This window comes from Streptomyces sp. NPDC058295, from assembly GCF_042880655.1.
GTDB lineage: Bacteria > Actinomycetota > Actinomycetes > Streptomycetales > Streptomycetaceae > Streptomyces > Streptomyces coriariae.
Genome location: NZ_JBHVYO010000007.1, coordinates 133623 through 154712, shown reverse-complemented (window position 1 = coordinate 154712; position 21090 = coordinate 133623). Strand labels below are relative to the sequence as shown.

The 21090-nt window shown below is 70.6% G+C and carries 20 protein-coding genes and 1 pseudogene; 14 read left to right on the top strand and 7 right to left on the bottom strand.

All coding sequences use genetic code 11. From position 1 onward, the window contains the following. Positions 1 to 21 precede the first annotated feature (21 nt). Positions 22 to 654, top strand: a complete 633-nt coding sequence (locus ACFVYS_RS10165; RefSeq protein ID WP_389500586.1) for a hypothetical protein — start codon at positions 22 to 24, stop codon at positions 652 to 654. Between the two features lie 175 nt (positions 655 to 829). Further along, the gene (gene htpG / locus ACFVYS_RS10160; RefSeq protein ID WP_389500584.1) at positions 830 to 2764 is read left to right on the top strand and encodes a molecular chaperone HtpG; all 1935 of its coding nucleotides are present in this window, start codon (positions 830 to 832) and stop codon (positions 2762 to 2764) included. 90 nt (positions 2765 to 2854) lie between these two features. On the opposite strand, the gene ACFVYS_RS10155 is transcribed toward htpG, so the two are convergent. Further along, a complete protein-coding gene (locus tag ACFVYS_RS10155; RefSeq protein ID WP_389500582.1) occupies positions 2855 to 3634 on the bottom strand; it encodes a DeoR/GlpR family DNA-binding transcription regulator in 780 nt (259 codons plus the stop codon). Positions 3635 to 3728: 94 nt separating this feature from the next. Here ACFVYS_RS10155 and ACFVYS_RS10150 point away from each other — a divergent pair, with 94 nt between their 5' ends. After that, positions 3729 to 4610: an SIS domain-containing protein gene (locus ACFVYS_RS10150; RefSeq protein ID WP_389500580.1), complete on the top strand. Its 882-nt coding sequence runs from the start codon at positions 3729 to 3731 to the stop codon at positions 4608 to 4610. A gap of 27 nt (positions 4611 to 4637) precedes the next feature. Then, entirely contained in the window at positions 4638 to 5480 is an 843-nt protein-coding gene (locus ACFVYS_RS10145) for a ketose-bisphosphate aldolase (protein ID WP_389500578.1), read from the top strand. Here ACFVYS_RS10145 and ACFVYS_RS10140 read toward each other — a convergent pair. Beyond that, positions 5467 to 6606, bottom strand: coding sequence for a methyltransferase (locus ACFVYS_RS10140; RefSeq protein WP_389500576.1), 1140 nt, complete (start codon positions 6604 to 6606; stop codon positions 5467 to 5469). The two genes, ACFVYS_RS10145 and ACFVYS_RS10140, sit on opposite strands and share 14 nt — an antisense overlap. Before the next feature lie 78 nt (positions 6607 to 6684). On the opposite strand from ACFVYS_RS10140, the gene ACFVYS_RS10135 reads away from it, so the two are divergent. Next, a complete protein-coding gene (locus ACFVYS_RS10135) occupies positions 6685 to 7347 on the top strand; it encodes an alpha-ketoglutarate-dependent dioxygenase AlkB family protein (RefSeq protein WP_389500574.1) in 663 nt (220 codons plus the stop codon). 27 nt (positions 7348 to 7374) lie between these two features. Then, entirely contained in the window at positions 7375 to 8619 is a 1245-nt protein-coding gene (locus tag ACFVYS_RS10130) for an ROK family protein (protein ID WP_389500572.1), read from the top strand. A gap of 74 nt (positions 8620 to 8693) precedes the next feature. On the opposite strand, the gene ACFVYS_RS10125 is transcribed toward ACFVYS_RS10130, so the two are convergent. The 5 genes from ACFVYS_RS10125 to ACFVYS_RS10105 form a co-directional block, all read right to left on the bottom strand. Beyond that, positions 8694 to 9461 carry an SDR family NAD(P)-dependent oxidoreductase gene (locus ACFVYS_RS10125; protein WP_389500571.1) on the bottom strand — a complete coding sequence of 256 codons (768 nt, stop codon included), beginning with the start codon at positions 9459 to 9461 and terminating at the stop codon, positions 8694 to 8696. Positions 9462 to 9540: 79 nt separating this feature from the next. Next, positions 9541 to 10125 (bottom strand): TetR/AcrR family transcriptional regulator, encoded by a 585-nt coding sequence (locus ACFVYS_RS10120; protein ID WP_389500569.1) that lies wholly within the window; start codon positions 10123 to 10125, stop codon positions 9541 to 9543. A 60-nt stretch (positions 10126 to 10185) separates the two neighbouring features. After that, on the bottom strand, positions 10186 to 10566 hold the full coding sequence (locus ACFVYS_RS10115; protein WP_389500568.1) for a hypothetical protein: 381 nt from the start codon (positions 10564 to 10566) through the stop codon (positions 10186 to 10188). Continuing rightward, entirely contained in the window at positions 10511 to 11110 is a 600-nt protein-coding gene (locus tag ACFVYS_RS10110) for a LysR substrate-binding domain-containing protein (protein WP_389500566.1), read from the bottom strand. Before ACFVYS_RS10110 ends, ACFVYS_RS10115 begins: the two co-directional genes overlap by 56 nt. Then, complete coding sequence (locus ACFVYS_RS10105; protein ID WP_389500564.1) at positions 11016 to 11498, bottom strand: LysR substrate-binding domain-containing protein; 483 nt, start codon at positions 11496 to 11498, stop codon at positions 11016 to 11018. The genes ACFVYS_RS10110 and ACFVYS_RS10105 overlap by 95 nt, the downstream gene beginning before the upstream one ends. 126 nt (positions 11499 to 11624) lie before the next feature. On the opposite strand from ACFVYS_RS10105, the gene ACFVYS_RS10100 reads away from it, so the two are divergent. From ACFVYS_RS10100 to ACFVYS_RS10065, 8 genes and pseudogenes are all read left to right on the top strand, one after another. Further along, positions 11625 to 12014, top strand: a complete 390-nt coding sequence (locus tag ACFVYS_RS10100) for a hypothetical protein (RefSeq protein WP_389500562.1) — start codon at positions 11625 to 11627, stop codon at positions 12012 to 12014. Positions 12015 to 12245: 231 nt separating this feature from the next. Further along, positions 12246 to 12620, top strand: a complete 375-nt coding sequence (locus tag ACFVYS_RS10095) for a hypothetical protein (RefSeq protein ID WP_389500560.1) — start codon at positions 12246 to 12248, stop codon at positions 12618 to 12620. 18 nt (positions 12621 to 12638) lie between these two features. Next, complete coding sequence (locus ACFVYS_RS10090; RefSeq protein WP_389500558.1) at positions 12639 to 13007, top strand: hypothetical protein; 369 nt, start codon at positions 12639 to 12641, stop codon at positions 13005 to 13007. Between the two features lie 85 nt (positions 13008 to 13092). Then, positions 13093 to 14997 (top strand): dynamin family protein, encoded by a 1905-nt coding sequence (locus tag ACFVYS_RS10085; protein WP_389500556.1) that lies wholly within the window; start codon positions 13093 to 13095, stop codon positions 14995 to 14997. Beyond that, on the top strand, positions 14987 to 16789 hold the full coding sequence (locus tag ACFVYS_RS10080) for a hypothetical protein (RefSeq protein ID WP_389500554.1): 1803 nt from the start codon (positions 14987 to 14989) through the stop codon (positions 16787 to 16789). Before ACFVYS_RS10085 ends, ACFVYS_RS10080 begins: the two co-directional genes overlap by 11 nt. Before the next feature lie 40 nt (positions 16790 to 16829). Beyond that, entirely contained in the window at positions 16830 to 19931 is a 3102-nt protein-coding gene (locus tag ACFVYS_RS10075) for a dynamin family protein (RefSeq protein ID WP_389500552.1), read from the top strand. Next, positions 19915 to 20412 carry a hypothetical protein gene (locus ACFVYS_RS10070; protein ID WP_389500550.1) on the top strand — a complete coding sequence of 166 codons (498 nt, stop codon included), beginning with the start codon at positions 19915 to 19917 and terminating at the stop codon, positions 20410 to 20412. Before ACFVYS_RS10075 ends, ACFVYS_RS10070 begins: the two co-directional genes overlap by 17 nt. Positions 20413 to 20677: 265 nt before the next feature. After that, positions 20678 to 20830: pseudogene (locus ACFVYS_RS10065) on the top strand (transposase); the annotation flags it as partial. Positions 20831 to 21090: the final 260 nt, after the last annotated feature.

The window sequence follows — 21090 nt, the reverse complement described above, 5'->3', positions numbered from 1 at the left end:
AAGAGAGGGGACCATAGGGGCATGCGGATGTACGGAGAGCGGCTGCGGGCCCTGGCGGGGGCGGTGTTGATGGTGGGTGTCGCGGTGGCCTGCGGCGGACAGGGAGACGGCGGCGGGTCGGCGACCGCCACGGCCACCGCGCCCGCCAAGGGCACGGCCACCGGCACGAGTACGGGTAGCGATGCCGGGCCGACCGCGCCGACCGCGTCGGCCCCTCGGTTCGACGAGGAGATCGGGCTGCCCGACGGCCGACGCGTGGGCATGGCGTACGTCGAGGGACGCGGGCTGGTGGAACGGCACCGGGACGCGGACACGCGCGTGTGGAGCGCGCCGCGCGTGGTGTACGCGACCGCGACCGACCGGTGCCAGAGCCTCACGCTCAAGGTGTTCGGAGGGACGGTCGCGGTCATCGCCGACTGGGGCGACTACTGCTACGACGGCGAACCGCCCATGGAGTCGATCGCGGCCGTCGGCACGGGGGACCTCGGCCGGTGGGACACGAAACTCACCAGGAGCTTCGACGGCTGGTCGAAGGTCGCCACCGCGGGCGGCTCGGGGGACCTCGTCTTCACCCGCAGTTCCACCGAGTGGCTGACCCGGCTCCGGTGGAGCGGAGCGGAAGGTTTCGCGGAGGTGGAGGAGGTCCGGCGCTGATCCTGCGGCCCGTCTCCCGCCCCCGTCCGCCGCCCTGATCGCAGGCCCGGACCGCCTCCCCGGATCGCCCGCGTCCGGACGATCACGAACAGCGAGCACCGCAGGCTGACGCGGTGTTTTACAGTGGCTCTCGCCAGTCCAGGAGACTCCGGAACCTGTGAGGTACACGCCCAACATGTCGACAGAAACGTTTGAGTTCCAGGTAGAGGCCCGTCAGTTGTTGCAGCTGATGATCCATTCGGTCTACTCGAACAAGGACGTCTTTCTCCGCGAGCTCGTCTCCAACGCCTCCGACGCGCTGGACAAGCTACGTCTCGCCGCGCTGCGGGACGACACGCTCGACGCCGACGTCTCGGACCCGCACATCGAGATCGAGATCGACGCTGCCTCCCGCACCCTGACGGTGCGGGACAACGGCATCGGGATGTCGTACGACGAGGTCGGCCGGCTCATCGGCACGATCGCCAACTCGGGCACGGCGAAGTTCGCGCAGGAGCTGCGCGAGGCCCAGGAGGAGGGCGGGGCCGAGGGGCTCATCGGGCAGTTCGGCGTCGGCTTCTACTCCGGCTTCATGGTGGCCGACGAGATGACGCTGCTGACCCGGCGGGCCGGCGAGAGCCAGGGCACCCGCTGGTCGTCGCGCGGTGAGGGCACCTACACGCTGGCGCGGGTGGACGACGCGCCGCAGGGCACCACGGTCACGCTGCACCTGAAGCCGGCCGACGCCGACGACCAGCTGCACGACTACACCGCGGACCGGACGATCAAGGAGATCGTCAAGCGCTACTCGGACTTCATCACCTGGCCCATCAGGCTGGTCCCGAAGGCGGTCGACGGCGACACCGCCGGCACCACCGACGCCGACGGGGCCGCCGACACCGCGCCCGAACCCGAGACGCTGAACTCGATGAAGGCCCTGTGGGCGCGCTCGCGCGACGAGGTGTCCGACGACGAGTACCACGAGCTGTACAAGCACATCAGCCACGACTGGCGCGAACCGCTGGAGACCGTCCGGCTCCAGGCGGAGGGCACCTTCGAGTACCAGGCGCTGCTGTTCCTCCCCTCGCACGCCCCGCACGACCTGTACAACCAGAACTACCAGCGTGGCGTGCAGCTGTATGTGAAGCGCGTCTTCATCATGGACGACTGCGAGGCGCTGCTGCCGCCCTACCTGCGGTTCGTCAAGGGCGTGGTCGACGCGGCGGACCTCTCGCTGAACGTCTCGCGCGAGATCCTCCAGCAGGACCGTCACATCCGGATGATGCAGCGCCGGCTCACCAAGAAGGTCGTCTCCACGGTCAAGGACATGATGACCGCGGCCCCCGACCGCTACGCCACCTTCTGGCGGGAGTTCGGCGCCGTCCTGAAGGAAGGACTGCTGTCGGACTCCGACAACCGCGAAACCCTCCTCGCCGTCTCGTCGTTCGCGAGCACGCACAGCGCGGACGAACCGACCACGCTGAAGAGTTACGTGGAGCGGATGAAGGACGGGCAGGACGCCGTCTACTACCTGACCGGCGAGTCCCGGCAGAGCATCGAGAACTCCCCGCACATGGAGGCGTTCCGGGCCAAGGGCATCGAGGTCCTGCTCCTCACCGACCCGGTCGACGAGGTGTGGGTCGACGCGGTGGGCGAGTTCGACGGCAAGCCGCTGCGGTCCGTCGCCAAGGGCGAGGTCGACCTCGGCGGAGAGGACGGCGAGAAGGCCGACGGCGAGCGTGAGAAGCAGGGCGAGGAGTACGCCGGTCTGCTCGGCTGGATGAAGGAGCAGCTGAGGGAGGACGTCAAGGAGGTACGGCTGTCGTCCCGCCTCACCGTGTCCCCGGCCTGCATCGTCTCCGACGCGCACGATCTCACCCCGGCGCTGGAGAACATGTACCGGGCGATGGGGCAGGAGGTGCCGCGCGCCCTGCGGATCCTCGAACTCAACCCCGATCACCTGCTCGTGAAGGGCCTCAACCAGGCCTACAAGGAGCGGGAGGACCGTGCCGGGCTCGCCGAGACGGCCGAGCTGCTGCACGGCCTGGCGGTCCTCGCCGAGGGCGGACGGCCGAAGGAGCCCGGACGGTTCGTGAAGCTGGTGGCAGACCAGCTGGAGCGCGCGCTGTAGCCGGTGCCACAGGGAGACCGGGCAGAGTCCTCTGCCCGGTCTCTTCACGTACCGCACGCCGAACACTGCGGCCGGCGCGCTGGTGCGGGTTCAGACGAGGAGGACCCTGATTCCTGCCTCCTCGAACCGGCCCACCGTCGCCGCGTCGGCCGCCGTGTCCGTGACGAGGGTGTCCACCGTGTCGGCCGCGCAGATCCGGGCGAACGCCCGCCGCCCCAGCTTGCTGGAATCGGCGGCCACCACCACCCGATCGGCGCGCTCGCACAACAGCCGGTCGACCGCCGCCTCGGCCTCGTCGTGCGCGGCGGCGCCGTGCGTCACATCGAAGGACACGACACCGAGCACCGCCACGTCGAGGGTGATCTGACCCAGCACGCCGTCCGCGAGCGGACCGACCAGCTCGTACGACTGCGCCCGTGCCACCCCGCCGGTCACCACGATCTTGAACTGGGGGCGCACCGCCAGCTCCGCCGCGATGTTCAGCGCGTTCGTGACCACGGTCAACGCCGGCGAGCCGGACGCCAGATCGCCGCGCACGGCCAGCGCGCGGGCCACCTCCGTGGTCGTCGTGCCGCCGGTCAGCCCGACCGCCTCGCCGGGTGCGACCAGATCGGCCACCGCCCTCGCGATCCGCTGCTTCTCGGTGGCCTGCCGGGCCGTCTTGTACCGCAACGGCAGCTCGTACGACACCCCGTGCACCACCGCCCCGCCCCGCGTGCGCAGCAGCATCTGCTGCTCGGCGAGTTGGTCGAAGTCGCGGCGGATCGTCGCCGCCGACACAGCGAGCGCGGCCGCCGCGTCCTCGACGTCCAGCCGGCCGCGCTCGACGAGCAGCTCCAGCAGCGCCTTCCAGCGGGCGTCACGTGACATCGACGTTCTCCGTCCTCATGCTTGAAGTTGCTCGAAAGGTGGCTCTATCTTGCATGAACACGCATCAACAGTCACCGTCGGGGAGAGGTGGGGCATGACCCACGTCGAGGACGAACTGACCGACCAGCCCGCGTGCTGGACCCGAGCCGCAGCCGAAGTCTCCCGATACGCAGATGAGTTGCCGAAGCCCGGGGAGCGGGTGGCGATCGTCGGGTGCGGCACCTCGTACTTCATGGCCCAGGCCGCGGCTGCCCTGCGCGAGGGGGCGGGGCACGGCGAGACCGATGCCTTCGCCGCCTCGGAGTTCCCCCACGCCCGCTCCTACGACCGGGTCGTCGCCCTGACCCGGTCCGGCACCACCTCCGAGGTCCTCGGACTGCTCGGCCGGCTGCGTGGACACACCCGCACGACCGCGATCACCGCCGACCCGCACACCCCGGTCATGGAGTCGGCCGACCACGTCGTGGTCCTGGACTACGCCGACGAACGCTCCGTCGTGCAGACCCGGTTCGCGACCACCGCGCTCACCCTGCTCCGCGCCCATCTCGGCCTGCACGGCGACAGCGTCGTCACCGACGCCCGCACCGCGCTCGCCGAGCCGCTGCCCCGCGGCCTCGTGGACTGCGGGCAGTTCACCTTCCTCGGGCGCGGCTGGACCGTCGGACTGGCGAACGAGGCCGCGCTGAAGATGCGCGAGGCGTCGCTGTCCTGGACCGAGGCCTATCCCGCGATGGAGTACCGGCACGGCCCCATCAGCGTCGCCACCGCTTCCACCGCGACCTGGATGTTCGGCGAGGCACCCGACGGGCTGGCCCGGCAGGTGGGCGCCACCGGCGCGTTGTGGGTGCCGGGTGAGCTGGACCCCCTCGCCGAACTGGTCCGCGCCCAGCGCCTCGCCGTGGCCGTCGCGGCCGCCCGCGGCCTCGATCCGGACCGCCCGCGTCACCTCACCCGCTCGGTGATCCTCACCCCCTGAGCCCCCGACTCCCGAAGAGGAGCTGCCGTGCCGCTCACCACCACCGGCGAACTGGTCACCCGGGCGCACGCGGCCCGTACCGCCGTCGCAGCCTTCAACATCATCACGCTGGAACACGTCGAGGCCGTCATCGCCGGCGCCGAGTCCGCAGGCGCGCCCGTCGTCCTCCAGGTCAGCGAGAACGCCGTCGCCTACCGCCAGGGTCAGCTGCTCCCGCTCGCGCGCGCCGCCGCCGTCGCCGCCGAACGGGCCGCCGTGCCGGTCGCGTTGCATCTCGACCACGTCCAGAGCGACCCGCTGCTCCGCCGGGCGGCCGACGCGGGCTTCAGTTCGGTGATGTACGACGCCTCCCGCCTGCCGTACGCGGAGAACCTCGCCGCGACCCGGGCCGCCGTGGAGCTGGCGCATGCCCGAGGGCTGTGGATCGAGGCCGAGTTGGGGGAGATAGGCGGCAAGGGCGCGCATGCGCCCGGTGCCCGCACCGACCCGGTCGAGGCCCGCGCGTTCGTGGCTGACTCCGGGGTGGACGCCCTGGCCGTCGCCATCGGCAGCGTCCACGCGATGACCACCCGCACCGCCGTCCTGGACCACGCCCTGCTCGAGCGGCTCCGCACGGCCCTCGACGTGCCGCTCGTCCTGCACGGCTCCTCCGGCGTCCCGGACCGCGAGCTGACGGCCGCCGTCACGGGCGGCATCGCCAAGGTCAACATCGGCACCGCGCTCAACCAGGCCATGACCGGCGCGATCCGCGAGCACCTGGGGGCGCATCCGGACGCGGTCGACGCCCGGACCTACCTGAGCGCGGGACGGGAGGCCATGGCGCGCACCGTCGAGCGGCTCGTCACCGGTGTCGGGCTCACCCTTGCCTGACCGCCTTCAACACTACGAACTTCCGGTCACCGGCGACCAGTTCACTGTTGCCGAACAGTCGCTTCAGCTTCACGTGGTAGCCCAGGTGCCGGTTGCCCACCACCCACAGTTCGCCGCCCGGCCGCAGGGCGCGCCGGGCCCCCGTGAACATCCGCCAGGCCGTGGCGTCCGTCGTCGCCTGGTGGGAGTGGAACGGCGGGTTGTTCAGCACGACGTCCACACTGCCGTCCGCCACCCCCGCCAGCCCGTCCCCGACCCGGAACTCGGCGTGCCCCGGCACCCCGTTCGCCTTGTACGTGGCCTCCGCCGACGCCACCGCCTGGAACGACTCGTCCGTGAACAGCACCTCGGCCTCCGGGTTGGCCAGCGCCACCGCCGTGCCGACGATGCCGTTGCCGCAGCCCAGGTCGACGACCCGGCGGGTGCCGCTGGTCGTCGGCAGGTGCTTCAGGAGGAACCGGGTGCCGATGTCGAGCCGGTCGGCGCAGAACACGCCCGCGTGGTTGACGACCGGACGGCCGGAGAGGGCGCCGCCGACGTCGTCGGGAAGTTCGTAGACGTACGGCCACGGGTTGGCGGGGCGGCGCGGCGCCGGGTCCGGGGTGCAGAAGACGAGCCGGGCCTTCTGCTCGGCGAGCGAGGTCCGGGTCGGCCCGAGGATCCGCTCGAACAACCGCAGCGTCGAGGTGTGGATCTCCTTCACCATGCCGGTGCCGACCACGACCGTGCCCGCGTGCACGGCGGGCGCCAGCCGCAGCAGCTGGTCCTCCAGCAGCGCCAGGCTCTTGGGCACCCGGACCAGAAGCACGTCGATCCGGTCCGGCACCGGGTCCTGGGTGGTGAGCAGCCGGACCGCGCCGGTCTCGACGCCGGCCCGCGCCAGGTTCGCCCGGGTCGCCTCCTGGCCCAGCCAGGAGTCGGTGATCTGCGTGGGGCGATGCGCCGCGAGCGCCGTGACCAGCGCGCCCCAGCGGTCGCCGAGCACCACCACCGTGCCGGTCAGCGGGACGTCCCGCTCCGCGAGGTGTCTGAGCAGGTACGCGTCGGATGCGTCCCAGGCGCGCAGCGTCTCGCGCGGATCCTCGGGGTGGCGGGCCAGCGTGACCTCGCCCCACGGCGTCGTCATAGGGTCGTTCATCGTGCTTCAAGGCTAACCGAGCAGCAGCTCAGGCCCGGTGTCGGACCCATGGCGGAGGATGGGTCCATGGACTCCGAGCTGTTTCCGCGGGAACGGGCGCAGGTCGCGCCGGGCGCGGTGCATGTGCCCGACTGGGCGGACCCGGCCCACCAGCGTGAGCTGCTCCGGGCCTGCCGGGACTGGGCCCGTCCGCCGGCCGGCCTGCGCACGGTCCGTACCCCCGGCGGCGGCACGATGACCGCCCGCCAGGTCTGCCTGGGCTGGCACTGGTACCCGTACGCCTACGCCCGTACGGTCAGCGACGGTGACGGCGCGCCCGTCAAGCCCTTCCCCGCCTGGCTGGGCGAGCTGGGCCGGCGCGCGGTGGCCGACGCGCTGGGACCGGAGCAGGCACGGGGCGCCGCGTACGACATCGCGCTGATCAACTTCTACGACGGCGACGCCCGGATGGGCATGCACCGTGACGCCGACGAGGAGTCCGACGCGCCGGTGGTCTCCCTCAGCCTCGGCGACACCTGCGTCTTCCGCTTCGGCAACCCGCGGACCCGGACCCGGCCCTACACCGACGTCGAGCTGCGCAGCGGCGACCTGTTCGTGTTCGGTGGGCCGTCGCGGCTCGCGTACCACGGAGTGCCGAGGGTCCTCCCGGGCACGGCGCCGGCCGGTCTCGGCCTGACCGGACGGCTGAACATCACCCTGCGGGTGAGCGGCTTCCCCGTCGTCACCTGAGGAACGGATCATGGGAGACTCGCCCTCATGAGCGGCAAGGCGGACCCCCGGCCGGCGGGGGATGGGACCACCTCGAGAGCGCGGCTGGACCGGGGGCGCGGTGCGCTCGGGCCCGCGTTGGAGCTCGTGCACACCGGACGGGCGCCCACCCGAGCGGTGCTCACCGCCGAACTAGGCGTCACCCGCGCGACGGCCGGCGCGGTCGCCGCGGAGCTGGAGGCGCTGGGCCTGATCAGGGTCGACGCACGGCCGGGGGCGGCCGCCGGTTCGCAGGGCCGCCCCTCCCACCGGCTCGAGGTGGCCGAGGAGGGCCCGGTCGCTCTCGCCGCGCAGGTGCACGCCGACGGGTTCCGGGCCGCGCTGGTCGGTCTCGGCGGGCGGATCGTGGCCACCACGCCGAGCTGCGAGACGGTCGACGCCGATCCGGCCAAGGTGCTCGGCGCCGCGGTCGACGCCGGCGCCGAACTGCTGCGGCAGACGGGCCGGCCCTGTGTGGGCGCCGGACTGGCGGTACCGTCCGCGGTCACCGAACCCGAGGGGCTGGCGCTGAACCCGCTGCACCTGGCGTGGCCGGTGGGCGCGCCTGTACGGGAGATCTTCGCCGAGCGGATCCGTTCCGCCGGGCTCACCGGCCCCGGGTTCGTGGGCAACGACGTCAACCTCGCCGCCCTCGCGGAACACCGGCACGGCGCCGGACGGGGCGCCCGCGACCTGCTGTGCGTGGCCACCGGGCACCGGGGCGTCGGTGGCGCACTGGTGCTGGACGGCCGTCTGCACACGGGCAGTTCGGGCCTCGCCCTGGAGGTCGGCCATCTCACCGTCAATCCCGAGGGCCGCCCCTGCTACTGCGGCAGCCGGGGCTGTCTCGACGTCGAGGCGGACCCGCTCGCCCTCCTCACCACCGCGGGCCGCGAACCCGGCCCCGAGGGCTCCCTGCTCCAGCAGGCCAACGAGCTGATCGGCGAGGAGTACGGCGATCCGGTGGTCCGCATGGCCGCCGAAGCCCTGATCGACCGGCTCGGTCTGGGGCTGGCCGGTCTGGTGAACATCCTCAACCCGGACCGGATCATCCTCGGCGGTCTGCACCGCACCCTTCTCGACGCCGACCCCGACCGGCTGCGCGCCGTCGTCGCCGACCGGAGCCTGTGGGGCCGCAGCGGCGGCGTCCCCATCCTCGCCTGCTCCCTCGACCACAACAGCCTGGTCGGCGCGGCCGAGTTGGCCTGGCAGCCGGTGCTGGACGATCCGCTGGGGGCGCTGGGCCCCGTGTGAGACGCGGCGCTGCCCTCGGCACGGGCCTACGGCAGGGCCCGGCCTGCCGCGGTGCCCGCCCACCGCACGCAGGCCTACAGCGCGGCCCCGCCGTCGATGACCAGGTCGGCGCCCACGACGGACGCCGCGTCGTCCGAGGCGAGGTACAGCACCGCCCGGGCCACCTCCTCGGTCGACGACACCCGGCCCAGCGGTGACTGCTCCTTCATCCGCAGGGCACGCTCGGCCTCGGACTCGCCCGGCCGCAGCGACATGGCCGTCTCGGACGGGCCGGGGCTGACGGCGTTGATCCGGACGCCGTCGCCCAGGTGTTCCAGCGCGGCACCACGGGTCAGCGCGGTCACGGCCGCCTTGCTCGTGGCGTACGCGGTCAGGCCCCGGATCTGCCGGTGCACGCCGATGTTGGACGACACGTTGACGATCGCGCCGCCTCCCGGCTGCGTCCGCATCTGCCGCACCTCGGCCCGCAGGGCGAGGAAGACACCGGTCAGATTGGTGTCGAGCATGGACCGCCAGTCCTCCTCGTCGACGTCGGCGAGCGGCCGTCCGGCCCGGAGGACACCCGCGTTGTTGACGGCGACGTCGAGCGAGCCGAAGCGGTCGACGGCCGCCCGGACGAGCGCGTCCAGGTCGGCGGCGCGCGAGACGTCGGCGACCCGGGCGAGAGCGGTCCCGCCGGCCCGTTCGACGAGCCCGACCGTCTCGTCGAGCGAGGCGCGGGTGCGCCCGGCCACGACGACCTGCGCCCCCTCGGCGGCGAAGGCCAGGGCGAGGGTCCGTCCGATGCCGGAACCACCACCGGTGACGAGTGCGGTGCGGCCGGAGAAGCGGTTCCGAGACATGACAGTCCTTTCCAGACCGATCATTCCAATATGTGGGCAGACAAAAGCGACCCCGGCGGTTCGACGGGGTCGGGGTCGGTCAGTCCAGCAGCGTGAGCGCCTGCTCCGCCGCGTCCCGCACCCGCGCGGGATCGGGGGAGGCCTTGCCGACCACCCGCAGTCCCTGGAGCAGGACCAGCAGCAGGCGCGCCAGCCCGCGCGGATCGCGCCCGGCCGGCAGTTCGCCCTGTGCCCGCGCACGCACCAGCGCCGACTCCAGCAGCGTCTCCAGGTGCTCCCAGCTGCGCTCGACCCGGCGGGCCGCCGCGGTGTCGTGCGGGGCCAGTTCCGCCGCCGTGTTGGTGACGAGGCACCCGTACGCCCGGCTCGCCTCGTCCGTCGCCTCCGCGGCGAACCGCCGCACCACGGCGCGCACCGCGGGGAGCGCGGGCCCCGGCTGCGACAACTCGTCCAGCAGCAGCGGCTGATGCTTCTCCCCGTACCGGTCCAGCGCCTTCAGGTACAGGTCGTGCTTGTTGCCGAAGGTCGCGTAGAGACTGGCGCGGCCGATGCCCAGGTGCTCCACGAGGTCCGCCATCGACGTGGCCTCGTAGCCGCGCCGCCAGAACAGCTCCAGCGCCGACTGGAGGGCCGAGTCCGGGTCGAATTCCTTGGTCCTGGCCATGAGCCGACGCTAGATCAAACGAGAATGATCGGTCAAGTATGGCAGGGGGTTGGGCGCGGATCAGTCGTCCTCGCAGGCGTCGGCGCGGAAGCCCTCCATCGACGCGCTGAGATAGCCGTCGTCGTCGGCACCCGGTACATCGCCCGCGAAGTAGCGCACCCGGCCCGGGGTGAGCGCGGCCAGGTGGGCGAGCGTGAAGGAGACGTCTGCCGTCGACCAGGAGTTGTCCTCGGTCGCTCCGTACAGGACGTAGGTGCGCTGCCGGTCGAGCGTGGCCGGCAGCTGCCGGTCGACGCTCCAGCCCCCGCCTCCGGTGCGCAGTGGCCAGGTGACGAAGCCGGTGGCGGGCTCCGCGCGGCTCCAGCTCCCCACGTCCTCGGACTCGTCACCGCCGTCGCCGGTGTACAGGACGGCCCCGTCGATGTGGTGTCGACAGACCACCAGCACCCCGACCGGCTGCCCCTCCTCGGTCACCGTGATGCCCGTACTGCCCGCCTCCGGCACCGTGCAGCCGGTCGACGAGGCCAGCACCGCGAGAGCGGCGCAGGCCGCGGCGGCGTACCGGATCCGCATGACACCCCCTGACACAGACCCACATCCTGACCTGGGCAGGCTCAACGGACAAGGCCTGTGGACGAGTTGCTACCGGGCCCGTGCCGCCGCCCGCAGGCGGTCGCGGACCCGCAGCACATTGGGGTGGGCCTCGCTGCCGGGACGCTGGACGAGGAAGAGCGTGTTGAGCGGGGGTTCCTCGGGGGAGTGGGCGGGTCAGGCGGCCCTTGGCCAGGTACTCCTGGCACAGCGAGTGCGGCAGCAGGCTGTAGCCGGCGCCCGCGTTGACCGCCGACAGGACCGCGTACAGATGGGGCACCGTGACCGCGGCGCGGGCGTTAGCTGTTTGCCGAAGACGTTGCGCCAGTAGCCCCGGGCGATGGGCAGGTCCTCGGCGTACGACACCAGGGGGACGTCGCGCAGCGCGGCGCACAGACCGCCGTCCCCGCCGGATACTGCTCGACCCGCCGGGCCCAGGCGGGGGAGGCGACCAGGACGTACTCCTCGTCGGCCAACGGCACCGACTCCGCCGCACGACCGCGCGGCCGCCGGGTGGCGATCACCAGATCGTGCCGGCCGGCCCGCATTTCCTCCAGCAGCGGTTCGGTCAGCCCCTGCGTGACCCGCAGTTGAAGCCCGTCGGTGACCAGCGGGGCCAGCGCCGGCAGCAGCACCCGCACGCACAGCAGCTCCGACGGCCCCGCCAGATGCACCGGCGTGGTCTGTCCGGACCGCGGACCGCCGCCCTCGAGCGAGGCCAGCGTGTCGAGCGGCGCGGCGACCTGCCCGGCGAGCTCGTGGTCCGGCGGTGTCGGTTCCACCCCCTGGGGAGCCGGGTGAAGCGCTCACGCCCGGTGTGCTGCTCCAGGGGGCGGATCTGGGCGGTCACGGTGGGCTGCGAGAGCCCAGCCGAGCGACGGAACCCGCACTCTCCGGAAGGAACCCCGATGACCACGCAGAACGCGATCGGCTGGCCCGAGAAGTACCTGCCCGGCACCGGCGACAACTTCGTCTCCAACGAGGTGATCGTGCAGGGCCTCACGGCCGCGAAGGTCTGGCGCTTCCTGATCGACACCTCCGAGTGGGCGGACTACTACGACAACGTCGCCGACATCTCCTTCCCGCAGGGGCGCGGCCCCGAGCTGAAGGGCGGCGTAGGTGAGGATGCCCACTGTCAGACGACTGGGCGGGCACCCTCACCTACGTCGCCGTCATCAACGCCCGAGACCCGAGCCCACTGCTTCGTGGAGTACCTCTCCCTCAAGGTCGCCAGGAAGATCGTCAGTCACCTCAGCTCAGGTGAGCGGGTGCGCCTTGCAGTCGGACCTGACGCATAGGCATCCCAAGGGGCTTCGGTGGTCGAACGTGCGCCGAGGGCGCACGCCTGAAGTACTTCTGTGCCCTCAACGCGCCGCTGACAACGTGCAACTCCGCGGATAGCGTCGCTGTGCGTTAAGCGGATGGGGGCCTTTCCGCCATGAGGACATAGTTCTTGCACTGGTGATGTCGCGGGTGCACGGCGCGGGCCCCAAGCGAGTGGGGTAAGGCGGGCGTGAACCGGGGGGCTCATGAGCGGCAATCAAGGTCGGCGGCAGTCCGAGGGGACCCCAAGGCCGGGAAGCCGGTCCAACAACCGGCGCGCGACCGCACAGCTCAGGGACCGGGCCGTACGGGAGTTCAACGCCGCCACGCAGCGCGGCCTGGCAGGTGTCCCTGTCGGCGAGGAGACGCAACCAGTATTCGTGCAGTTCCTGCACGGCGGCCTCAACGAGCTGATGGCGGTGTCGGATCCCGAGGCTCGACTGCCCGAGGCCACCCACAATCTTGAGGGGTTCGCCTCGAATCTGGCCGTCGAGACGCGCCGTCGCAGTCTGGCCACCGTCACCTTGGCCGTGTTCACCGCGATCAGGGAACACACCTGTCCACTGTGGCCGTTCTGCTGATCCTGAGAGAAGGCCACCATGGCAGCAGCTGGAGAAGCGGCCGCAGCAGGACGACGCAATGCCGCCCTGACAGTGGCGTCGGATACGAGCAAGCACGTCCTGACGCTGACGACCGCGGTCGTCACCATCACGATCAGTCTGGCCAAGGACATCGTCGCCGATGCGACTCCCTCGGACTTGGTGTGGCTGCAGCTGGCCTGGCTGGCTCACGCCATCTCCGTACTCACTGGAGTTGGCACGCTCCTGGCTCTGGCCGGCACCGTGAGCGAGAGTGACGACACCACCTCCATCTACTCGACGAACATCCGACTGCCGGCCGCATTGCAAATGACCTTCTTCGCGATGGGGTTGGCGTTCGTGGTCGTCTTCGGTGTCTTGGCCATTTAGGCGCGACAGCCTCCACCTTGCGACGTCGTTGAGATCCCTTATGGGCTCGTTCGCCCACCAACGGTGGGACGAGAAAGGACATGGGATGGCACCTCCCGGCTCGTACGGAGCCGCTTTCACTCCCGGCGGTTCCCCTCGGGAGATAGAGGCCCTGCTCGGCGGCATCACTGAGGCGTTGAACGAGCTCAGGCACCTGGACACCGAGGCGGGCGGGCACGCGGTGGACGGATTCGCTGCCGGCTCCGCCCGGGTCACGGAGATCAGCAGACGCTACGGGGAGCCGTACCGGCTCGGCGTTGTCGGGGACTTCAACGCCGGCAAGAGCACGCTGATCAACATGATGCTCGGCCGCCGCGGTGCCGTGGTTGAGGGCGTGGTTGCCACCACGGGGACGCTCACCGAGCTGTGGTGGGGTGGGACCGAGTCGGGAGAGGTGCTGGACCAGGACGGCGCGACCCTGTTCCGTGGAACGCTGGAGGAGGCGCAGCGGTACACCGACCAGCGCACCGTCGAGGGACGGTCGGTGCACGGTCGGCGGGTGCGCGTGATCCTGCGCCTACCGGCGGGCGTGTTGAAGAACCTGATCATCTTGGACACGCCCGGGCTGAGCGCCACGCAGGCGGACGACGCGACGACCATGGAGGCTCTGCACTTGGTGGACGCGGCCGTGCTCGTGGTGAGCGGCCATCAGCCCGGGGGCGACAAAGCGGTCCGGCTCGCCGAGCAACTGCGGCGGACCAGGCGGCGATTCCTTGTCGTGGTCACCAAGAAGAACAAGATCCCGGACGTGAATGTGGCTCTGGCTGCCGTCATGGACACCTTCGGCGCCACCGCCGACGGGGAGCCCGTCGCGGTTGACTCCATCGACGGCCTGGCGGCCTTGCAGGAGCTGCGGACGGTGGCACACGGCGGCGACCCCGAGGCAGTCCGCGCGGCGCAGGACCGTCTCGCCGCCTCGGGATACACGGCCCTGTACGAGCATCTCTCGGCGTCCTTCCTCGGCGGGCAGTGCAGTTCCGGGCGCAGCAGTCAGGCGCTGTCAGACGTCCGAGACACGCTGAAACGACTCGTTGCCCGGGCGGAGCGGCAGGCTGAGCGCCTCACGGCTGAGGCCGAGAAGGCCGGGGGCGAGAAGGACAAGCATGCGGAGTTCGTCAAGACGGCCCTCTTTCCTCAAAAGCGCCGCCTCGACCGTCGGCTCGAGGATCTGTTGGACCTGCACATCGGCGAGTTGCTCGAGGACGTGGCCGAGGCCGCGGAGTTGGCGGTGGAGCAGGTTCACGCCCAGGCGCGGCGTATGGCGGTGCAGGGCTTGTGGGCCAGCATCTCGTCGATCTTCACGGACGATTCCGGGCTCACCCTCGCAGAGAGGATGGAACGCATGGTCCGGGACGCTCTCGGACCAGACCGCCTGAGGATCTTCTCCCATGCGCTCCATCGCGCCGCGCTCGGCGAGTTGTCGTTCGGCTGGAACGAAAGCGACTTGCGCATCGACGAGGTCGGCGAGGTGGTCGCCGCCGAGCTCGGTCCCGTACTCACACAGGTGACGGCGGGAGCGCAGGGGCTGGTCGAGGAGGCCTCCGATGAGCTCTTCCGCTCCGTGACGATGATGTGCCACCCGGCCAGCCAGGCCGTCGCAGCCACCGAAATGCTGTTGAACGACCTCGGCATCGGAGCAGGTGCGCAGCGACGGCGGGACCAGCTGAGCCTCGCACGTCGCCAGGCAGCCACTGGTGTGCGGGCCACCCGGGCCAGCCTCCATGAGGCACAGGGGAAGTTCTATCGGGCAGAGAACGCGAAGATCTTCAAGCGGCTGAAGGCGGAGGCTGACCGCAGGGCCGGTGAGGGCGGACGCTTGCAGATGGAGGCCCAGGAGCGCTCACGGCAGTGGCAGGAGGCAGCCGATGTCTGTGCCCGGCTCGCCGACGCCTGCGGCGGGTTGGGGCCGACGCGTGTGTCCGCATCAGAGGGGGCCGAGCGTGGCAGGTGAGGAAGCGTTGGTGGAGTGTGGCGCGAGCGCCGACGTATCCCTCGCGGAGGCGCTGGCGGGCCTGGTCTCCACGGTCGCCGACCTGGGCCTGGATCTCGGCGGCCGGGCGGACGAGCTCGCAGCGTTCCTGGTGGCGGCACCGACGTGTTGCCTGATCGCCAGGCCGACGGGCGCAACCGTTGCCGACGCTGTCGCGGGGGCGGTCGCCGATGCCGTTCCGGAGGTCCGCATGCTGCGGCACGCCGTTACGGACTGGGCCGAACGGCCTCTGTGTGATGTCGTCGTCCTTGCCACACCGGCAGAACAGGCGCTGTCGCAGCGGGAAGAGGATGCCGTGCGGCAGGCCGCGGCGGACGGCTGCCGTGTCGTCGTGCTGGTCACGGATGTCGAGCTGCTGGGCGGGGACTCGGAACAGCATGCAGCCTGCAGCGAGATCGAGAGGTTCCGGCTGCGCCCCGCCCTCGGCCCACTGGGTGCACAGTGGCACTTTCACGCGGCGGGCGGGAGCCAGGGCACCTTCCCGGCGCTGCTACGGCAGGTGCTGGCCGAGGCAGCCGAACAACCGCACCGCCGCCCCGCGCTACGTGCGCTCGCCACCCTGGTCGACACGGCTGTGGCACAGCTCGAAGGACGCGTGGAGATCAAGCGCCGGGAGTCGGCGCGGCTGGCCGAACTGCGCAGCCGGCAAGAGCCCGTGGCTGGACATCTGCACAATGAGGCCGACCTGGCCCGGATGCGCGCGCTTGACGCGATCCGCGTTGGTGAGCAGCAGCTCACGCGAGTGTCGTTGACCGTCGGCGGGCGTGCCGTCGAGTGGGCCGAGGACGGCGAAGAGGGCGTCGCCCCCTGGGAGTCGGTCGTACAGCCGCTGCGTGAGGCGTGGCGGGTCTTCCGACGCCAAGCAAAGCAAGCGGTTCCGGGAGCCTGTGCGGGCTTCCGGGCCGAGTGCGAGCAGGTGCTGGGCGACGATCGCCGCGCTGCGGCGATGCTGAACGTCGGAGACCTGCCTTCGCCGCTGTGGTCTGGTCAGTGGATGAACACAGAGGTCGAGGAAGCACTGACTGCGCTCGACCGGTGCGATCTGGACGGCATGTTGCACCGGCTGCGCCACTGCGCTGAGAACGCCATGCCCGGGCCCCCACGCGATGCCGACGAGTGGCACCTCGGCACCGGCCTTGGCGGAGGAGAGGCACACCCCGACATCGAGAGGGGGACGAAAGGCTCCGACCCGTGGGGCACCCCCCAGGAATACACGGCTCAGCAGCCGGACCACGATGCCGAACCAGGCGCAGGCCCGCGCCGGGACGACGACAACCCGTCCCGAGCTCAGGATTCCGATCCTGATGTACAGCAGCAGCATCAACAGCAGTCGGAGCCGCCGTACCGCAAGGCGAATGCCGGCCAGGAGAGGGCCGCCGCCCCAGAACCGCCGTGGGCCAACCCGGGCCTCGGGCAGGCGGCGGAGTTTATCGACCGCAACCTGCATTTGCTCCACGAGACCGTGTTGCGTGCGGTGAACAACGTCCCGCAGGAGAGTGCCGATCTGCGCGGCCTGCTGCAGACCGGGATGCAGACCGTACTCGAACCGCAGATCAAGACGCTGAGCCGAACTGTCGAACAGGCCGTGGTGAAAGCTGCAGGCGTAGACGCCGAGTGCGCCGGGCAGACCCGGGCCGCCTGGCTCGAGGCGGTGGCCGTCGCGCTTGCCGACCGGCACTCCTGGTCGGCAGGACAGGCGCGCATCGAGGCTCTGCGCGCGTGGTGCCGGACGGAGGGGCGCCTTGTCCGGTGAGCGGAGGGCCGTGCTGCGGATGCCGCGACACACCGCTTCGGTGACCGGCTTGGCCGCGGCGGCGGGCATCGAGCTGCCGACGGCCCCGCCGCAGTCCGGCACGGTGGCCGTGGTGGGGCCCCGGGGCTGCGGCAAGACCACGCTGCTGAGAGCGCTGCTCGGGGGTGGGTCGGCAGGCGCTCTTGCGCTTGCTGCCGTCGCCAGGCAGTGGCACGGGCCCACAGAGTACGTGCACGGTGCCGGGCCGGGCATCGAGGTCCACGGCTGTGCGACCGACGGATGGCGGCCGGCCTTCCCGGTGGAGCCGCAGCGGGAGGCGATCGGGGCGCGGTTCCGGCGGGTGCGCGTGCACGTCCCGTGCGATCTGCTGGCGGGTGGTCTACGGGTACTGGACCTGCCGGGGTTCGACGGGGCGCTCAGCGACCTCGCCGAGTATGCCGAGGAGCTGGCCGATCCGGCCGTCGGTGTGCTGTACGTGCTGCCCCACCGCGGAGTCACCGAGCTCGACGTCCAGGCCTTCGAGGCGCTGCGCGGCCGGCAGCCGGTGGTGGTGCAGGCCATCAGGGACGACCAGTTGCTGCCGCGTCAGTCGCTTCTCGAACTGGTCCCGGTACCTGTGGCGGACTGGCCGTATGCCCTTCCATTGGTCGTCTCCGAGGTGACCGGCCACGGCGGTGCGACTTCGTCCGGCCGTGGCCGGACGGTACTGCTGGATTGCCTGGCGGTCCTGCGAGCGCAGGCGATGCGCCCTGGCACCGGATCGGCGGTGCTTGAGTGGTCCGCCCAGGTCGCCCCCCGGCTGTCTTCGGCGATCTCTGACCGGATGTCGGTGATCCACCACGACGCACGAGTCGACGCCACTGTGCAGCGGGTCGCGGCGTGGGGTGAGCTGGCCCGCGCACTGCGGGACTGCCGGACCCTCCTTCCTGTGGACGGAGTGCTGAAGGAGCTCTGCCGCGACGCACAGCAGACCCGGTTCCATCCCGTGTCGTTCCTGCGTCCGCTGGTCGCGCACTCAGCGTCGGCGCTGGTGGACCACTGCAACATCCGGGCGGGCCGCCAAGGTGCCGAGGGGGATGCGCCGCTGCAGGCCCCGAAGACGGACTTCGCCCGCAGGTACCTGCAAGCGCGCGCCGACCTGCACGGCATGATGTGCAACCTCGCCGCGCAGGCCAAAGAGCTGGGACTGACCCAGGAGGAGCGGAACACGCTCCGCACACTTCGCCACAAGTCGGCGTCGGAGAGCATCGAGATCGCCATGCTCGGGCAGTTCTCGTCCGGCAAGTCCTCTCTCATCAACGCCATCGTGGAGCAGCGGTTCGGCGACCGGGTGCGCAAGCTCCTGCCGACGAGCGTCCGTGCCGAGACCGCGACCGTCAACATCGTCTCCTGGGCTGAGCAGGAGCAGGTCCTCGGAGTCGACTGGCGTACCACGGCCGACCTGTGTTTCCTCGCCCGGGAGCGGGACGAGGAAGCACGGTTCCGGATCCGGGCCGACGAGATCGAGGCCTTCGCAAGCTGGCTCCGGACAGGTCAGGTGACGCCCGCCGATTGCACCTTCTGGCTGATCAAGGGCCACCCGGAACGCGAGACCGTGCAGGCGGGCGACAAGGACACGGTTCAGATCTTCCACCGTACGGTCGACGTACTGCGTGAACTAGGCGCCCACGGCAAGCTGCCCGACTACGTCTATCCGCACGGCGCCAACGATCCCGACGGCCGCACACTGCCCGAAAGGACGGTGGTCACCCGGGTCGAGGTACGTAAATTCGCTGGGGCGCCCTGGACCAAGACATTGAAACCGCTCACGCCCGAGCAGGCCTTCGAGCGGATCGGCGGGGATCTCGGCATCTCTCTGCGCGTCGGAAAACTACGCCTCGGCTATCCGCTGGAGCTGCTGAAATACGTCACGCTCATCGACACCCCAGGGACGGACGCGCCGAAGCCGCACCACGCCGAGATCACTCACAGCATCCTCTCCGAGAGCAAGTGCACCGTGCTGTGCTGTCTCCCGGCGGACCGCGCCGCCGCGCAGGAGGACGAGAAGAACCTCCGCCGCATCCTCCGCTACATGGAGCGGGACAGCCGGGGCCTGGAGCGGCTGTTCGTGGCGGTTACGGCGGTCGATCTCAAGGCGCCGGAGGAACTACCGGAGATCCGGCAATCAGCTCTAAAGCTACTGAAGCGGCTCGGGGTTGAGTCGCCCAAGCTCTATCTGACCGATGTGAAGAACCGCAACGCGGACTTCCAGGATCTGGTCCGCGACCTCGGGAGGTTCGCCGAGGCAGACCGGCGGCCGTACCTGCTGGACTGGACCCGCCAGCTGCACAACCTGCTGACCGAGACCGACCGGAGGTGCGTCGCAGAGGTGGCGATCGCGCATGCCGACGAGGCCGCCCGCCGGACCCGGCTGGCCGAGCTGGACATCAGCCTGACGGTACTGGTTGAGATACGCAAGGACGCCGAGACGTCCGCTGAATGGGGCCTGCCACGGTTGCGTAAACGCGTGGAGAAGGCTACCTCGCTCAACCGGCAGGAGGTGACCAGGCTCGTCAATGGCCTTGAAGGACCGGACACGTACCGGACTGTCGAAGACGACCTGCAGAACGCGTTCCGGGACCTGAACGACAGCGCGGACAAAGCCGTCGCGGCCCAGCTCGCCCTCATGGCCGACGAGATCCGCAGCCGGAGCGAGGCTGCGGGCATCACCGCCTCGATCAGCGACCCGCCCACCCCGTCGACAGGAACGCTGTTTCCCATTGCTCGGGTGGCCGCTGCCGCCCGAGCCGCCCATTGGCGCAACAGGTGGCAGAAGACCAAGGATTTATTCGCCGGCCGGAGCGAGGGCAGCGATACCGTGCGCAACCGCAACCGCGTGGTCGAAGCGTGGGGGGAGAGTGACGCGGCCGGGCGACAGACGTTGAAGGAGCGCGCAAAGGAAGGTGGGCAGCACCTCACCGACGAGATCTCGCGACTGATCGACTCCCTGTTGGCCGAGCGTTCGGCCCAGGCACGACCGATGTCCAAGGCCCGACTCGGCGAGATCGCCCGAATCCGCAAGGATCTGGAGCGGTGGCAGGGCCGACTGGCCGCGTTAGAACGCACGCTGGAGAACGGAGAAAGACATGGCCGCCATCGGTGACTACGAGCAGGAGACAGCGCAACTACTGGCAGCGGCAGTGGCGGAGACCGTCGATAATGCGCTCCGACCACAACTCCGGCCGTTGGTAGATCAGTTGGCGGGATTCGGCGAAGATTTGAGTCGGCTGCCGCAGGCCATCGGCCGGGTACGCACGGCCGTGGACGCCGTTCCGACAAGACTTGCGGACGCCGTCGAAAGGGGGACGGCCCAGGTGCGCCAGGGCCTAGAGCCGCAGGAGCGGTTGCTGCACGACCTGAACGACCGGCTGGCCCTGCTCGTGGATCGGATGGCAGCGTTGGAAGAGCGACTGGAGGCGCAGGAGACCGCCCGATGCGCCGGCGCCCGGTCAGCGGACGACGCCCGGGAGGCGCTGGCGACCCGGCTCGCCACGTTGCGCCGCTACCTGCTGATCGGTCTGCCCCTCGCAGTGGTCGCTCCGGTGGCCGTCCTGATCATGTTGTTCGTAGACAGCCGCAGCTAAGAGGTCATTTTCACCAGTCTCATTCCGAAATGGTCTTTTACTGGTCGTGCAGGGGTGCGGTGCGGAAGAGGCATCCGGTGCGGTTGGGTCTTGTGGGGCGGGTGGTGTGTCGTGTGGGGTGGGATAGGGCTGGTGACTGTTTCATCCAGGAAGCCTGGTCTTCGAAGCCCTGCGCGCTTCTGGCGGCGTTGCTGTGCGCCTGGGCGCACTTGGTCCGCGGGGATACATCACGAGCATGCCGAAGCGTTGCCCGTAGCCGAGCGATCTGTCCGATCCCCGCTGGGAGTTGATCGAGCCGGTCCTTGCCGCCTGGCGCTTCGAGCGCCGTGGCAGGGGCCTGGACTTCGGCCGGCCGCCCAAGCACGACCTGCGCGACATCACGGACGCGATCTTGTGCGTGGACCGTACCGGCGTCCAATGACGCTACCTCCCGCATGACTTCCCGCACCGATCCGGGGACGCGCGGCCAACGGGCTGGGTCCTGCGGAAGCTGGGCGGGGGCCGCGGGCCCGGCCGGGCTATCGCACCGTCGTTTGTGAGGAAGCTCCTTCCCGAGCGCTGGTACTGATCTTGGATATGGCACTGGCCGTCGCAGAGCATCCGGGCACCCGGCCGTGCTCTTGTCCGCCGAATAGGACCCCAGGCTCAAAGGATTCGACCATGGGGTCGACGGTTGAT

Bases quoted from the DNA above. Each gene is read 5' to 3' on its own strand.
- ACFVYS_RS10165 (WP_389500586.1), top strand. From the start codon at position 22: ATGCGGATGTACGGAGAGCGGCTGCGGGCCCTGGCGGGGGCGGTGTTG.
- ACFVYS_RS10100 (WP_389500562.1), top strand. From the start codon at position 11,625: ATGACCACGCAGAACGCGATCGGCTGGCCCGAGAAGTACCTGCCCGGC.
- ACFVYS_RS10070 (WP_389500550.1), top strand. From the start codon at position 19,915: ATGGCCGCCATCGGTGACTACGAGCAGGAGACAGCGCAACTACTGGCA.
- ACFVYS_RS10135 (WP_389500574.1), top strand. From the start codon at position 6,685: ATGGACTCCGAGCTGTTTCCGCGGGAACGGGCGCAGGTCGCGCCGGGC.
- ACFVYS_RS10130 (WP_389500572.1), top strand. From the start codon at position 7,375: ATGAGCGGCAAGGCGGACCCCCGGCCGGCGGGGGATGGGACCACCTCG.
- ACFVYS_RS10085 (WP_389500556.1), top strand. From the start codon at position 13,093: ATGGCACCTCCCGGCTCGTACGGAGCCGCTTTCACTCCCGGCGGTTCC.
- ACFVYS_RS10150 (WP_389500580.1), top strand. From the start codon at position 3,729: ATGACCCACGTCGAGGACGAACTGACCGACCAGCCCGCGTGCTGGACC.
- htpG (WP_389500584.1), top strand. From the start codon at position 830: ATGTCGACAGAAACGTTTGAGTTCCAGGTAGAGGCCCGTCAGTTGTTG.
- ACFVYS_RS10090 (WP_389500558.1), top strand. From the start codon at position 12,639: ATGGCAGCAGCTGGAGAAGCGGCCGCAGCAGGACGACGCAATGCCGCC.
- ACFVYS_RS10095 (WP_389500560.1), top strand. From the start codon at position 12,246: ATGAGCGGCAATCAAGGTCGGCGGCAGTCCGAGGGGACCCCAAGGCCG.
- ACFVYS_RS10120 (WP_389500569.1), bottom strand. From the start codon at position 10,125: ATGGCCAGGACCAAGGAATTCGACCCGGACTCGGCCCTCCAGTCGGCG.
- ACFVYS_RS10125 (WP_389500571.1), bottom strand. From the start codon at position 9,461: ATGTCTCGGAACCGCTTCTCCGGCCGCACCGCACTCGTCACCGGTGGT.
- ACFVYS_RS10140 (WP_389500576.1), bottom strand. From the start codon at position 6,606: ATGACGACGCCGTGGGGCGAGGTCACGCTGGCCCGCCACCCCGAGGAT.
- ACFVYS_RS10155 (WP_389500582.1), bottom strand. From the start codon at position 3,634: ATGTCACGTGACGCCCGCTGGAAGGCGCTGCTGGAGCTGCTCGTCGAG.